The organism is Flavobacterium sp. CAU 1735 (genome assembly GCF_039888695.1).
Taxonomy (GTDB): Bacteria; Bacteroidota; Bacteroidia; order Flavobacteriales; family Flavobacteriaceae; genus Flavobacterium.
The window spans coordinates 82,591-98,190 of sequence record NZ_JBDQQQ010000010.1 but is presented as its reverse complement, the minus strand read 5'-3'; the positions used below and the strand labels follow the sequence as shown (position 1 = coordinate 98,190).

Annotated in this window: 13 protein-coding genes; 10 read left to right on the top strand and 3 right to left on the bottom strand. The window is 40.7% G+C overall.

The genetic code is table 11. The features are described 5' to 3' along the window. The first annotated feature begins 8 nt into the window (after positions 1 to 8). The 10 genes from AAFN64_RS17275 to AAFN64_RS17230 all read left to right on the top strand — a co-directional run bounded on the left by AAFN64_RS17275 (position 9) and on the right by AAFN64_RS17230 (position 12,178). A complete protein-coding gene (locus AAFN64_RS17275) occupies positions 9 to 869 on the top strand; it encodes an MBL fold metallo-hydrolase (protein ID WP_347761428.1) in 861 nt (286 codons plus the stop codon). Positions 870 to 939: 70 nt separating this feature from the next. Next, complete coding sequence (locus tag AAFN64_RS17270) at positions 940 to 2,547, top strand: S8 family peptidase (protein ID WP_347761427.1); 1,608 nt, start codon at positions 940 to 942, stop codon at positions 2,545 to 2,547. Positions 2,548 to 2,635: 88 nt separating this feature from the next. Beyond that, positions 2,636 to 4,525, top strand: coding sequence for a M1 family metallopeptidase (locus AAFN64_RS17265; protein WP_347761426.1), 1,890 nt, complete (start codon positions 2,636 to 2,638; stop codon positions 4,523 to 4,525). Positions 4,526 to 4,697: 172 nt separating this feature from the next. Then, the gene (locus tag AAFN64_RS17260; protein WP_300486028.1) at positions 4,698 to 5,177 is read left to right on the top strand and encodes a M15 family metallopeptidase; all 480 of its coding nucleotides are present in this window, start codon (positions 4,698 to 4,700) and stop codon (positions 5,175 to 5,177) included. Positions 5,178 to 5,231: 54 nt separating this feature from the next. Further along, entirely contained in the window at positions 5,232 to 6,269 is a 1,038-nt protein-coding gene (locus AAFN64_RS17255) for a patatin-like phospholipase family protein (RefSeq protein ID WP_347761425.1), read from the top strand. 82 nt (positions 6,270 to 6,351) lie between these two features. After that, positions 6,352 to 6,738 carry a ribonuclease P protein component gene (gene rnpA, locus AAFN64_RS17250; protein WP_347761424.1) on the top strand — a complete coding sequence of 129 codons (387 nt, stop codon included), beginning with the start codon at positions 6,352 to 6,354 and terminating at the stop codon, positions 6,736 to 6,738. Positions 6,739 to 6,827: 89 nt separating this feature from the next. Beyond that, positions 6,828 to 7,655, top strand: a complete 828-nt coding sequence (locus tag AAFN64_RS17245) for a DUF4349 domain-containing protein (RefSeq protein WP_347761423.1) — start codon at positions 6,828 to 6,830, stop codon at positions 7,653 to 7,655. A 3-nt stretch (positions 7,656 to 7,658) separates the two neighbouring features. Continuing rightward, a complete protein-coding gene (locus tag AAFN64_RS17240) occupies positions 7,659 to 9,299 on the top strand; it encodes a S41 family peptidase (protein WP_347761422.1) in 1,641 nt (546 codons plus the stop codon). 67 nt (positions 9,300 to 9,366) lie between these two features. Further along, the gene (locus AAFN64_RS17235; RefSeq protein WP_300488676.1) at positions 9,367 to 11,349 is read left to right on the top strand and encodes a KUP/HAK/KT family potassium transporter; all 1,983 of its coding nucleotides are present in this window, start codon (positions 9,367 to 9,369) and stop codon (positions 11,347 to 11,349) included. Positions 11,350 to 11,359: 10 nt separating this feature from the next. Then, complete coding sequence (locus AAFN64_RS17230; RefSeq protein WP_300488678.1) at positions 11,360 to 12,178, top strand: OmpA family protein; 819 nt, start codon at positions 11,360 to 11,362, stop codon at positions 12,176 to 12,178. A 4-nt stretch (positions 12,179 to 12,182) separates the two neighbouring features. On the opposite strand, the gene AAFN64_RS17225 is transcribed toward AAFN64_RS17230, so the two are convergent. The 3 genes from AAFN64_RS17225 to AAFN64_RS17215 are packed head-to-tail and all read right to left on the bottom strand — an operon-like array spanning position 12,183 to position 15,526. Beyond that, positions 12,183 to 12,632 carry a GNAT family N-acetyltransferase gene (locus tag AAFN64_RS17225; protein WP_347761421.1) on the bottom strand — a complete coding sequence of 150 codons (450 nt, stop codon included), beginning with the start codon at positions 12,630 to 12,632 and terminating at the stop codon, positions 12,183 to 12,185. 21 nt (positions 12,633 to 12,653) lie between these two features. Next, a complete protein-coding gene (locus tag AAFN64_RS17220; RefSeq protein WP_347761420.1) occupies positions 12,654 to 13,640 on the bottom strand; it encodes a DUF4837 family protein in 987 nt (328 codons plus the stop codon). Between the two features lie 17 nt (positions 13,641 to 13,657). Continuing rightward, positions 13,658 to 15,526, bottom strand: coding sequence for a LysM peptidoglycan-binding domain-containing protein (locus tag AAFN64_RS17215; RefSeq protein ID WP_347761419.1), 1,869 nt, complete (start codon positions 15,524 to 15,526; stop codon positions 13,658 to 13,660). Positions 15,527 to 15,600 lie beyond the last annotated feature (74 nt).

Here is a 15,600-nt window from a genome sequence, read left to right as displayed (position 1 = left end):
CGAATGCAATGAAATTATATCCTATAGAAAGCGGCAACTTTAAACTGGATGGTGGCGCTATGTTTGGCGTGGTTCCGAAAACCATCTGGAACAAAACCAATCCTGCCGACGAAAATAACCTTATTGATATAGCAGCCCGATGCCTGTTGATAGAAGACGGCAACCGACTGATTCTGATCGATACCGGAATGGGTAACAAACAATCGGACAAATTTTTCGGGTATTATTCCCTTTGGGGCGATCATACGATTGACAAATCATTGGCGCAACACGGTTTTCACCGCGACGATATTACCGATGTGTTTATGACGCACCTGCATTTTGATCATTGCGGCGGTAGCGTTGTCTGGAATAAAGACCGGACCGGATATGAAGTCGGTTTTAAAAATGCGACGTTCTGGACCAACGAAAACCATTGGGAATGGGCGACCAAACCAAATGCCCGCGAAAAAGCCTCTTTTTTAAGTGAAAACATTTTACCGATACAGGAAAGCGGTCAGCTAAAATTTATACAACGCCCGGAAGGTGATTTCCTAGAAAAATCGGAATTGGGCTTCGGCATCTTTTTTGTCGACGGTCATACCGAAAAGCAAATGATTCCGCATATCGAATACAACGGCAAAACACTTGTTTTTTGTGCCGATCTTTTGGCTACTGCCGGTCATATCCCGATTCCATATGTTATGGGATACGACACCCGTCCGTTGTTAACACTGGACGAAAAAACCAAATTCATGAACCATGCTGCCGATAAAAACTATCTTTTGTTTTTAGAACACGATGCGCACAACCCAATCATTACCGTCGAACATACCGAAAAAGGTGTACGTCTAAAAGAGGTATTTACTTGTGATGAAATACTAAAGTAGTGTTAATCTCAACCCTTTTTGTAACAAAAACAAATACTTTCGACCTATAAAATCAGAAAAAACAAAGAATATGAAACTAATAAAACCGCTTTACTTAACTGCCGCACTAGCTTTAGCCCTGGCAAGCTGCAGCACACAAAAAACAAGTGTTTACGCACCTATTTCCGCACCGGATAATATGCCGGTTAAAGTGGGTAAACTGGCTGAAAAAGATTTAAAACGCTGGAGTCATCTGGATCTTATTAAAGATACGGTTCCCGGAATGAGTGTAGACAGAGCCTATGAATTTTTAAAAGGTAAAAAAAGTAAAAAAATAATCGTTGGTGTAGTTGATTCCGGAGTGGATATCGACCATGAAGATTTAAAACCGGTTATCTGGAACAATCCAAAAGAAACCCCTGGAAATGGTATCGACGATGATAAAAACGGATTTATCGATGACATCCACGGATGGAATTTCTTAGGAAAAGCAGAACATGAAAACATGGAATTTACCCGTATCCTGAAAAAAGGAGACACAAATTCCGAAGCCTATAAAAAAGCAAAAGAGGCCTACGATAAAGAATACAATGAAGTAATTCAGGCCAAACAACAATTGGATTTTATCTTAAATGCCAGCAATACCCTTAAAAAGCATTTAAAGAAAGACACCTATACTTTAGAGGATATTCAGAAAATCCAGACAACCGATCCGGCTGTAAATCAGGCGAGAATGGTTATGTCGCAGGTATTACCACAAACAGGGAACGACCTGAAGAAAATCGACGAGTTTAAAGACCAGGTATACAGTCAGGTGAACTACCACTTAAACCTTGAATTTAACGGAAGAAAGCTGGTTGGTGACAATCCGGACGATATTAAAGACGTAAAATACGGAGACAATAACGTAATCGGACCTGAAAAAGAAGGTGCAAAACACGGAACCCACGTAGCCGGTATTATCGCACAAACCCGCGGAAACGGATTGGGTGGCGACGGTGTTGCAAGTAATAACGTAGAAATCATGGCCGTAAGAGCGGTGCCGGATGGAGACGAATATGATAAAGATATCGCATTGGCAATTCGTTATGCAGTAGACAACGGTGCTAAAGTGATCAACGGAAGTTTCGGAAAATACTTCGCACAACATCCGGAATGGGTATATGATGCGATCAAATATGCCGCTTCAAAAGACGTACTACTTGTAGTAGCAGCCGGTAACGAAGGTTTAGACCTGAATGCTGATGGCGGTGTAGATCGTTTTCCGAACGACAACATCAAAATGGGACCAGAAATTGCAAACAACTTCCTTACGGTAGGTGCCTTAAACTATGTGTACGGACCGGAATTGGTTGCCGATTTCTCCAACTACGGTAAATCGGATGTGGACGTATTTGCACCGGGTGAAAAAATCTATGCGACTACGCCAAATCAAAGCTACGAATACCTACAGGGAACGTCAATGGCATCGCCAAATGTTGCCGGAGTAGCAGCCTTGATTCGTTCGTACTATCCAAGCCTGACAGCGGCTCAGGTAAAACAGATCATTATGGATTCCGGTATTGCGGTAAAACAGGATGTCATTTTAGGAGGTGATCCAAACAATGTACGCCCGTTTAGCGAAGTATCCAAATCCGGAAAAATGGTAAATGCTTATAACGCATTGATCATGGCCGACAAGATGGCTTCTAAAAAATAATTCCAAAACACGCTGAAATGGAAGGGACTCCCCTTCCATTTTGGCTATTATACCGATCGGCAACGATCCAAAAATCAATTACTACAAAATGAAAAAGTTATTCTTACTTTCTTTACTGAGCATTGGCAGTTTGTGGGCACAAAAGAATCCGGATCCGGGTTACTGGCAACAACATGTTGACTACAAAATGGAGGTAAACATGGATGTGAAAAACTTCCAGTACAAAGGAAAACAAACACTCGTTTACACCAACAATTCGCCCGATACCTTACGCAAGGTATTTTACCATTTGTATTTTAACGCGTTCCAACCGGGAAGCGAAATGGATGCCCGTTTAAAAACCATTTCCGATCCGGACAAACGGATGGTCAAAAGCTTTAAAACCGGAGACAAAACGGTAAAAGAAAGTAGAATCAGTACCTTAAAACCAAACGAAATCGGTTATCTTAAAGTGGCTAATTTCAAACAGGATGGTGTTGCCACCACTAGTCGCGTAGTGGGAACCGTACTGGAAGTTGAATTGGCCAAGCCTATTTTACCTGGAAAGTCCACTACATTTGCTTTGGATTTTGACGGACAGGTTCCGCTTCAAATCCGTCGTTCCGGAAGAAATTCCGACGAAGGTGTCGCGCTTTCGATGACACAATGGTATCCTAAAATTGCTGAATTCGATTTCGAAGGATGGCATGCCGATCCCTATATCGGGCGTGAATTCCACGGTGTTTGGGGTGATTTCGACGTAAAAATTACGATCGACAAAGACTATGTAATCGGATCGACCGGTTATTTACAAAACAAAAACGAGATTGGTCACGGATACGAAGACAAAGGCACTACGGTGACCTATCCTAAAAAGACCAAAACGCTTACCTGGCATTTTGTGGCACCAATGGTACACGATTTCGCATGGGGCGCCGACAAAGATTTTATCCACGATATCTATCCGGGACCAAACAATGTAGAACTACACTTTTTCTACAAAAACAACCCGAAATACATGGACAAATGGAAAGAGCTACAGCCAAAAACAGCCGCTCTAATGGACTTTTTCAATAAATCCGTAGGCGAATACCCTTACAAACAATATTCTGTGATTCAGGGTGGCGACGGCGGTATGGAGTATGCTATGTGTACCTTGATTACCGGCGACAGAAGTCTTCCGAGTTTAATCGGTGTAACGGCGCACGAAATGGCGCACTCCTGGTTTCAGCACGTTTTAGCGACCAACGAAAGCAAGCACTTCTGGATGGACGAAGGATTTACTTCTTTTATTTCGGATCTTGCAATGATCAAGGTAATGGATAAAAAACTTCAGGAAGACGAAAACCCCTTCCAATCGGCCTATAACAACTATTTCTATATGGTCAATACCGGTCATGAGCAACCACAATCCACACATGCGGATCGCTTTGACGAAAACATGATTTATAGTATTTCGGCTTATAGCAAAGGGGAAGTATTTTTAACCCAGTTGGGCTATGTAATCGGAATGGACAAAATGATGGAAACACTAAAACGTTATTTCCACGATTATAAATTTACGCACCCAACGCCAAACGACTTTAAACGTACAGCCGAACGTGTTTCGGGAGCGTCATTGGATTGGTATCTGAACGACTGGACCAAAACAACGAACACGATCGATTACGGAATCAAATCGGTTACGGAAGACGGGAAAAACACTAAAGTAACGTTAGAAAGAATCGGAAGAATGCCAATGCCATTGGATATTCTTGTAGTATATCAGGACGGAACCAAAGAAAGTTTCTATATCCCGAATACCTTAATGCGCTGGAACAAAGAGAATCCGTTCCCGGAAATCCAACGAACCGTTTTAGGAGGATGGGATTGGGCTTTTACCACGTATGATTTCACCATCGGAAAAGAGAAAAAAGCCATCAAAGCCATTGTGATTGATCCAAGTGATCTAATGGCCGATGTTAAAAAAGAAAATAACGTTTATGAGTCAAAACCATAAACGGACACAAACCAAAAAAAGCGGCTTTAGAGCCGCTTTTTTTATGGCTATATAGTATTGAATCCCAAACGGTCAGTCCAATTCATTTATTTACAATATTTTACCTGTCGGATACCAACCATCGTTTTTAATTTAATAGTACATTTACAGGGCTAAACAAAACCAAAACAACATGGACAAAGCTACACAGGATCGAATCAACAGGTTACATCCGTCGGTACGGGAAGAAGTAACCCGAATCATACAGGATTGTGACAAACAACTCACCGGAAGAGCCAAAATCCGGATTGCACAGGGATTGCGAACCAACAAGGAACAGGACGAACTGTATGCCATCGGGCGGACAAAACCCGGAAAGAAAGTCACCAATGCCAAAGGCGGACAATCCATTCATAACTACGGATTTGCTATCGATATCGTTTTGATTATTGACGGAAAAACCGCTTCGTGGGACACTAAAAAAGACTGGGACAACGACAGGATCGCCGACTGGTACGAATGTGTGAGTATTTTTGCCAAATATGGCTGGGAATGGGGCGGCAACTGGAAAACCTTTAAAGATTTGCCACACTTTGACAAACGCGGTTATAACGACTGGAAAAAATTATCAAAATTGAAGACCGATAAAAACGGTTATGTAATCCTTTTGTAATACATTAGCCACAACAAAATCCCCTGTAAACCGGGAAGGTAACCTCTTTGTTCCATGTCAAAAAAAATACGCATATTAAGCCTTGATGGTGGTGGTATCCGCGGAATCATTACCTGCGTGATCCTGAAATATATCGAAGAAGAATTGCAAAAACTGGATAATCCCAATGCAAAACTAGGCGACTATTTCGATTTGGTTGCCGGAAGCAGTACCGGCGGACTATTAACGTCCATTCTGTTATTTCCGGACAAAAACAAAAAAGCGAAATTTTCGGTAGAAGCCGCTTTGGATTTATACGCCAAAAAAGGGGAAAGTATTTTTAATGTTTCGCTTTGGGAACACATGATCAACCCGTTTGGATTGTTTAACGAAAAGATTTCGCAACGCAATCTGGAAAAACAATTACTAGAAGTTTTTGGCGATTTGCAGTTACAGCAATTTATCAAGCCCTGTCTGATCACATCCTACGATATTGGTCAGCGGAAAGCCAAATTTTTTACCAGTCACGAAGCCGAATCGACACTGGAAAACTTTTACGTCAGAGATGTTTGTCGGGCAACAAGTGCCGCACCGACTTACTTTGAACCGGCCAAAATAAAATCATTATACGGGCAGGAATTTACGTTGATCGACGGTGGCGTTTATGCCAATAATCCGGCGTTGTGTGCCTATGCCGAAGCGCGGAAAATTGCCTTTTCGAAAATTTTAGGCGATAAGGAAAAAATCGATTATCCGGCTATTAATGACATGATCATTGTTTCAGTCGGAACCGGAGAAGTACACAAACCGTATACCTTCGAAAAGTTTGAAAACGCCGGTAAAATCAAATGGATCGGGCCGTTAATCGACATATTGTTGTCGGCCAACGTGGAAACCGTCGATTACCATTTAACCAAAATGTACGAAACCTTAGGGCCACGTAACCAGAAAAATTATTACCGACTGATGCCACAATTAAAAAATGCTTCACCGGAAATGGATGACACCTCACAAAAAAACATCTACGAACTCATTCAGGCCGGTTTGTTTTATGTGGATCAGAATCGGGAAATGCTACGGGAAATCGCCAAGAAACTGATCAAAAACAAATAGTTCCGGTGTCGACCTCATACAAACCTGTCCCAGTTTTATACTACCTGACCCGTTTTATACTACCTTTTTGTACCTTTGCCGAATGAAGCATACCTATCCGAAAACCGAAAAACTCAAAAGCCGAAGCACAATCGACTTATTGTTCTCTCAGGGGAAGTCGGTTTCCAAATACCCGTTGCGTTTGGTATATGTCCCTTTGGAATCGGATGAATCGGATGAAAAAATCAAAATGGGTGTTTCCGTTTCGAAAAAATATTTTAAAAAAGCCGTAGACCGCAATTATTTTAAACGGGTGTTACGCGAAACCTATCGGTTAAACAAAAACATGCTATTGGATACGACCGACAAACCCTATGCCTTTATGTTTTTGTATCAAACCAAAGAGCGCTTGTCGTATCAGGAAATCGAAGAAAAAACCGTGCAGCTTTTTGAAAAGTTTGCCGATTCCATCCAAAACAAAGAATTGTAAGATTTTTCATTGTAGCGAATTCCAATTCCATCTAAAATTGTACTTTTAGTTGTGATTTTACGTTGTATATCAAACTAATGGTGTTTTCTATGAAAAAAATTCTCCTTGTTGTAGCGGTCCTTATCTTTTCTATTAGCTGTAAAAACCAGCATTCCGAAGATGTGGCTGTGGCGGAATCCCTGGATGTCAAAATGATGAATCTGGAAGCCGCACCTGTGGCTGCTTCTGAAACATCAGGTTCCGGTGGATCGGAAACCCTTATCGAAGCCAAAATCATTAAAAATGCCAACCTCCGGTTTGAAACATCCGACCTCAACCAGTCGTATGCCTATATTCAGAAAGCCCTTGTAAAATATAAGGCTACCATCCAAAACGATGTGACCGGAAAAAATAACAATTCGGTGTACCGCGACCTGACGATTCGGATTCCGAATACGGCTTTTGACGCATTTATCAACGATATCGGCAAAGGCGTTTCTCATTTTGATCGGAAAGAAATTTCATCCGAGGATGTAACCGAAGAGTATATCGATATCGAATCGCGTATCAACACCAAAAAAACGTTGGAAAAACGCTACCTGGATTTATTAAACAAAGCGACTAAAGTTTCCGAAATACTGGAAATCGAAAAAGGACTGGCTACGGTTCGCGAGGAAATCGAATCGATCGAAGGGCGATTAAAATATTTACAAAGCCGGATTGCGATGAGTACCATCACGATCGATATGTATACTCAAAATGCCTCCGAAAGTGGCGCAACCGTTTCCTACGGCAGTAAAATGTGGAATTCGTTTAAAGAAGGCTTTTTCGGAATTTCAACTTTCTTTCTTGACCTACTGCAAGTTTGGCCATTTATCCTTATTTTCGTGTTACTTTTGATTTATATACGCAAAAGATTTACCAAAAAATCCGTTTAAAAAATGCTACGTCAGTTTAAAAAAAGATATATCATTCCTGTAGTTGCAGGAGGTTTTTTGTTTGTAGGTGCCAGTTTCAGGGATGACTTTTTTGAGATTGCCAAGCAGATTGAAATCTTCACAACCCTATTTAAAACCGTTAATCAGAATTATGTAGACGAGACCAATCCGGCCGATTTGATGGACAAAGCCATTAAAAACATGTTGCTGGATCTCGATCCGTATACGGTTTACTTTAACGAACAGGATGTTGCGAAATTCAAGATCAATTCGACCGGGGAATATACCGGAATCGGCGCGTATATTTCACGCCGTGAAGGTCGGTTGATCATTCGTGAACCGTACAAAAACTTTCCGGCGGACAAAGCCGGTTTAAAAGCCGGTGACGAAATTGTCCAGATTGGCGATGTAAACCTGGTTGATTTTAAAGACGATGCCGCCCAACTTTTAAAAGGTTCTAAAAATTCCAAGATCGACATACAATACAAACGTCAGGGAAAACTAATGAATACGCAGATTGTACTGGATGAAGTCGAAATTAAGGCCGTGCCTTTTTATGCTTTGCTAGCTGACAAAACAACCGGTTATATTGTATTGTCGCAGTTTAATGCCAAAGCATCGGCTGAAACCAAAGACGCACTGGAAAAATTAAAAAGTCAGGGCGCGACCCGCATTATTTTGGATTTACGCGGAAACCCGGGTGGTCTACTGCATGAAGCCGTGAACATCTGTAATCTTTTTGTACCGCAAAACGAGGTAATCGTAACCACAAAATCAAAAATTGAAAAACACAATAACAGTTATAAAACACAAAAACAACCGGTTGACCTTACGATTCCACTGGCTGTTTTGGTTGATGGAAAAAGTGCTTCCGCGTCCGAAATTGTAGCCGGAGCGTTACAGGATCTGGACAGAGCCGTAATTGTGGGTGCCAGAAGTTTCGGAAAAGGACTGGTACAACGTCCGTTGGATTTAACCTACGGAACACAGGTAAAAGTAACTATTTCCCGCTACTATACGCCATCCGGAAGATGTATTCAGGCATTGGATTATTCCAAAAAAGATAAAAACGGAAAAGCGATTCGTACCGATGCGAGTCAGTATAACGCTTTTAAAACCCGTAAAGGAAGAACCGTTTATGATGGTGGTGGTATTCAACCCGACATCGAACTTTCGGAAGCGAAAACCAGTACCATCTCGGATGCTTTGCTAAAAAACGACGGGATTTTCAACTACGTAACGCAGTATTATTATAAAAATCCGAATTTAGGAACAACCATTCCGACTTTTTCGGACACCGATTTTACGGAATTCAAAGCCTTTTTGAAAAAGGAAAAATTCGAATTCGATACCGAAACCGAACTGGCTTTAAAAAATACCTTAGCCACGGCCAAAAAGGAAAAAATCGAAGAAAGTATTACTGCCGAATATCAGCAACTACTGGCCGCAGTACAACGAAGTGAAGAAAAAGAACTGGATAAAAACAAGTCTGAAATCAAAAAACTTATCGTTGACGAAATCATAAAACGCTATCAGTATAAAGAAGGATTGTATCAATATTACACAAAAAGTAACATAGAAATAACAAAAGCGCAAGCATTACTCAATAATCAGGCAGAATACAATAAAATTCTTAAAAATTAATTTTCGCAAGAATTGTGTAGGACTTTCGTTTTTTATGATAATTTTGTGATTTTAAATATTTCACATCGTGAGTTCTACACACAGCAGTAACCACCTTAATAAAGTGACCTTAGGTGGTTTAATTGTCACATTAGGAATTATTTATGGAGATATCGGTACCTCTCCATTATACGTAATGAAAGCCATTGTTGGAAAACAGGCTATCGATCCGGATGTGGTACTTGGTGCGATTTCCTGTATTTTCTGGACGCTAACCATTCAGACAACTTTTAAGTATGTAATTCTCACACTACGTGCCGACAATAAAGGGGAAGGAGGAATATTTTCGCTATACACCCTTGTCAAAAAACTCAAAAAGCGCTGGCTGATCGTTCCCGCCATTCTCGGAGGAAGCGCCCTGCTTGCCGACGGTATTATTACACCGCCCATTTCCGTTTCTTCGGCTATCGAAGGATTGCGAACCTATAATCCGGAATTAAACACCATCCCGATTGTTATTGGAATTTTATTTGTTTTATTCTTTATTCAGCGATTCGGAACCAAACTGGTTGGAAAATTCTTCGGACCCTTAATGTTATTATGGTTTGGAATGCTCGGAACATTGGGTGTGATCCATTTATTGGGTAATGTGTCTGTTTTAAAGGCATTAAATCCGTATTATGCTTTTCATTTATTAAAAATACACCACGAAGGATTCTATGTTTTAGGCTATGTATTCCTGTGTACCACAGGAGCCGAAGCTTTATATAGCGACCTTGGACATTGTGGTATCAAAAACATCCGAATCAGCTGGATATTTGTAAAAAGTATGCTGGTACTGAACTACTTCGGTCAGGGTGCTTATCTGATTTCCAATACCGGAAGTACTTTAGTGGAACTAAGCGGAAACGCAAACAATCCCGGAAATCCATTCTACCTTGTGATGCCGGATTGGTTTTTACCATTCGGAATTGCGATCGCAACGATGGCTGCGGTAATTGCCTCTCAGGCTTTAATTAGCGGATCGTTTACACTGATCAGTGAAGCGATGCGTCTAAACCTATGGCCAAAAGTACGCATCAAATACCCAACCGAATTAAAAGGGCAATTATATATCCCATCGATCAACTGGTTGTTATTTATCGGATGTGTATTTATCGTGGTACACTTCGAAGAATCCGGAAATATGGAAGCCGCCTACGGATTGGCGATTGTGATGTGTATGATTATGACCACCATTTTACTAGGCTTCTTTATGGTTTTAAAACGATATAACCCAATCTTTATCGTCTTGGTTATCGCGTTATACTTAACCATTGAGATCTCGTTCTTCCTGGCCAATATCGAAAAATTCCCACATGGTGGTTACGTTTCGGTATTCATTGCCGGTTTACTGGCCTTTATTATGATTGCCTGGTTTACGGCTAAAAAGATCCGAAAAGACTATACCGAATTCGTTAAAATCGACAAGTTTAAAAATGTTATTTCCGAGTTGAGTAACGACCTTTCGATACCAAAATATGCCACGCATTTGGTTTATATGACCAATGCCAGTCACGGAGACGAAGTGGAATCAAAAATTATTTATTCCATTCTTCAAAAACGTCCGAAACGAGCCGATATTTACTGGCTGATTCACGTAAACGTAGTCGACGAACCGTATGAAATGGAATACCGTGTTCGTGAGATTGTAAAAGACGATATTATCCGGGTGGATTTCTATTTGGGATTCCGTGTCGCACCGCGCATTAACCTGTTGTTTAAAAAAGTAGTTCAGGATATGGTTAAAAACGGCGAAGTAGACATTACCAGTCGTTATGAATCCCTAAACCGAAATAACGTACTGGGTGATTTCAAATTTGTACTGATCGAAAAATTTATGTCCTACGACAACGATTTCCCTTGGTACCAACGTATTATCCTGGATATTTATTTCTTCCTGAAAAAAATCAGTTTATCCGAAGAACAGGCATTCGGATTGGATAGCAGCTCGGTAAAAATCGAACAATATCCAATTGTGATCCATCCGCCGGAAGACATCAGTCTGACCCGAATTAAAGACCGAAAATAACCTTTGAAATATGAAACGTATTGCGCTTGTTTTTCTTTTTTTGCTGACGTGTCAGTTTCTGACAGCACAGGAAGAGGTTGTACATTCTGTTTATTTTGAATTTGACAAATTTAACCTGGAAGAAAAACAGGCCAATGACGTAGTAGCTTTCGTAAAGGCGATCGATACTTCCCGCATCGAGAGCATCCAGATTTACGGTTATTGCGACGATCGCGGTAAAGATGCCTATAACTATAAGCTTTCGAACAATCGGGCCAATACGATCAAGAATAAGCTTATTGAAAAGGGAATCAAAAACAAGATCATTGTAACGATCGAAGGAAAAGGTCGGGTTTTAATTGACGACGATATTGTGGATAACCTTCCGGAAGTACGCCAGAAAAACCGACGTGTCGATGTGGTAATGAACTTTAAACCGGTTCCACCAAAACCGATTCCCGGAATGCATTCGACCATTAAAGGCGATCTGATTGTTGGCGACCGAATCTATCTTGAAAAAATTCTTTTTGATAAGGGAAGCAGTCGTTTAACGCTAAAATCGAAAAACGAACTGGAGCGGGTGGCCAAGTTATTACACAAATACAAAAATCTGGAATTCGAAATTCAGGGACATATTTGCTGTACGCCAACATTCCAAAAAGAAGCGATCGACAAAGACACCAAAAAGAGAATGCTTTCGCACAACCGCGCACAGGCCGTTTATAAATTTCTGATTCAGAAAAAAATAGACAAAAAACGAATGACGTTTAAAGGCTACGGAAACACGCAACCTTTAGGCAACGGCCCGGATCAGGACCGTCGCGTGGAATTGGTTATTACGAAAGTGTAAATCGTTATTTTATCTGCATTTCGATATGCGGAATATTATCTTCCAGGTATTCGTCCGAAACCTGAACAAACCCGTGGGATTCGTAAAAACGTTTCAGGTACAGTTGTGCCGAAATGGTAATCGTGTCGGTACCGTAATGCGACTGGATTCCGTTTTTTGCTTCGCGGATCAGATCATGGCCCCATTTGCGGTCGCGGTACGATTGTTTCACCACTACCCTTCCGATGGATGCGGCATTTGGAAAATAATCGCCCGGCTGAAACAAACGGCAATACGCCACTAATTCGCCGTTAAAAGTCCCCATTAGGTGTAATGCTTTCTGATCTTTACCATCAATATCCTGATAAACGCAATCCTGCTCCACTACAAAGATTTCCGAACGCAGTTGTAAGGCAGAATATAGATCAGCAAGCGAAAGTTCGTTAAATCGCTTTATTTCGAATTTTAGAGTCATGTCTGTATGGTTGTTACTAAATTATTGCAGTATGTGAACGGATTTCATAATCGCCTCCAGTTCGAAAATCATATCTCTTTTGGCATTGGACGGATCATAAACAAAACCTTCCAAAATCAGATAGCGTTTATTTTTTTCATCGCGGATGGCATAATTCAGAAACGGTCCGCTCATAAAGTTATTCTGAAGTTCCCAGGTTCCTTTGGTTTCATAGGCGGTTTTGCCGTCGAGTCGCGTATTCATAAAATACGGCGAATAGCCTTCTTCGGTAATCATCGAGGAATGTTCCATCGTTCCGCGAATATACAAAGCACCAACAGAATCCCGAACTTTTATAATATTTCCGACGATGTCATTGTTTCTTTCGATTTGCGAAATAGGAACCTGATAAACCAAAAGACTGGAGCTACCGGAAGGAATGTCTTTCTTCATCCAATAAAAATATTCCTTTTCATCGGCATAACGATAGGTATCCGGAATCTCAATATTGATCATAAAAACACCACGGAGTTTATCGTCACTTAATCGGGCTTTCTCCATTTTCTGCTGGATATAATGTATTTCGGAATACTTGATAATCGAAATAAGGGTTTCCGAATGGGTTTCGATCAGGTCGAGAATCTCGTGAATGGAATAGCCGGTGATATAGAAAACATTTTGCGGTTTGGCATATTTGTTTTCCACGTGTTTGAATTCTTTGTTCAGTCCTTTAGACACGACCAAAATATTCCGACTTTGTGTTACGACACCTTCAAAAATTTTCGGAGAGTACTGGTTGATGGTAAAAATCGGTTCTTCCTGCGGCAATCCGTCAACCGGATAAGCCAGTTTTTTACGAAGACTATCGCCTACTTCCCCGTTCCACATTACATCGTCGATCACAATGGCAATCTCATTAATATTTCCTTTTGATTCAGGCAAAAATGCTTCCCCTTGTTTCTGTCTGTCTTTACAGGAAACAAGAGAAAGCATTGGTAAGAGTATTGCAAATAAGATTGCTTTTTTCACGGATTCTTTGGGGAAATCTACCCGTTGATTTTAAGTTTCATTCCGGGTTTGATATTTTCGTTATCGATGTTATTCCATTTTTTAATTTCGGCTACCGTAATACCCGGGTGCTTTTTAGCGATGCTAAACAGTGAATCTCCTTTCTGAACGATATACATTCTTTCTTTATTGTAGTTGCGTTCTTTGCTGTTATCACGGTTTATGATTTCTTTTTTAACTTCTTTTTCAGCTTTTTCAACCACTGCTACCGTTTCCTGAGCCGGCTCCTGAATGGTTAGTTTCTGACCGATTTTGATTTCGTTACTTTCGATGTTGTTCCACTCTTTCAGTTGATCGATGGTCACTTTGTTCTTTTCGGCAATGGCGGTAAGATTATCCCCTTTCTGAACAACATACAAATCGTTTTCGATAGCTTTTGGCTCTACAATTTTAGGCTCGGCCACTTTTGGTTCCGCCGTTTTCTTTTTGGCTGCCGATCGGTCGGCTACCATAACATTGGTTTCGAATTCAATTTTTAGTTTTTGTCCCGCATTAACGGTATTCTTTTTCAGCTTGTTCCATTTCTTCAATTCGGCAACGGTCACATTGTTTTTTGAAGAAATCTCCGAAAGGTTATCACCACGCTTAACGGTATAATATCTAATACGCGTCTTTTTAACCGACTTCATCGGGAAATCTTCGACATTGGCTATAGCAAGCGAATCGCGTTTTGTGGTACGTTGTGCAATGGCATCTTTACGAATGTTGGTCGTGGTAAACGGTTTTTCACGTTTCTCTTCTTCATATTGCACGTATGCATAAATCTTATCTTCATTCGAAACAAACATTCCTGCTTTTTGTTTTGGCAAACGAATGTAATGGGCTTTATCGGTTACATAAGGAACCACATCCAGTTTATAGATTGGGTTTAACAAACGTAATTGTTCTACCGGTACATCCAATAAATCGGAAAGTTGTTTGAACGACATTTTTTGTTTTACCATTAGCGTATCGGTTTCAAAATACGTCAATGGTGCGCGTTTCGGAACGATTCCGTGTTCTTTGCGGTATTCGTAGATATACATGGTTGCCAGGAAAGCCGGAAGATAGCCTTGTGTTTCCTTGTGCATGTATTTACGGATATTCCAATAATTTGTCAATCCTCCGGAACGACGGATTGCTTTGGCTACGTTTCCAGGTCCGGTGTTATAGGATGCCAGAACCAAATCCCAGTCTCCAAAAATACCGTACATGGTCGACAAATACTGACAAGCGGCTTCGGTTGCTTTCATCGGATCGCTACGTTCGTCTACATAGGAATTCACTTCCAGGTTGTATTGTTTTCCGGTAGCATACATAAACTGCCATAATCCGGTAGCGCCGACTCTTGATTTTGCTTTTGGATTTAAAGCCGATTCCACAACCGCTAAATATTTAACTTCCAATGGAATATTATATTTGGCAAGCTTTTCTTCAAACATCGGGAAATAATATTCCGAAATGGCCATCATTCTTTCGAAAGCCTTCGGTCTGTTTTTCAGGAATGATTTAATAATATTTTCAAGTCCCTGATTGTATTCGATGTTGAAAGGTGATTTTTCGTCCAGTCTTTTTAAGCGGTCTTTCAGTAAATCCGTTGGCAGGTCGTAGGCTACTTCCTGATCGATATTTACTTTGGCAAGATCGGATTCCATATCGGTAAACAAATCCTGATTGCTTAATTCCTTCATCCACATTTCGTCGATGCAGGCACTGGTTTCATATTTTACGAACGTCGATTTTAGAGAGTCCAGATAGGACAATTTGATTTCCGGTTTAGCCGGGACTTCATTTTCGGCTGTCTCCTGAGCCATAGCGCCCAGACTGATCAGACCTAAAAACAAAGACAATAATTTTTTATTATCCATACATTCTATCTTATAACATATTAAAGTTCAATTTCTTATGTAAGCCATGCAAACATAATAGCTAATAACTTATA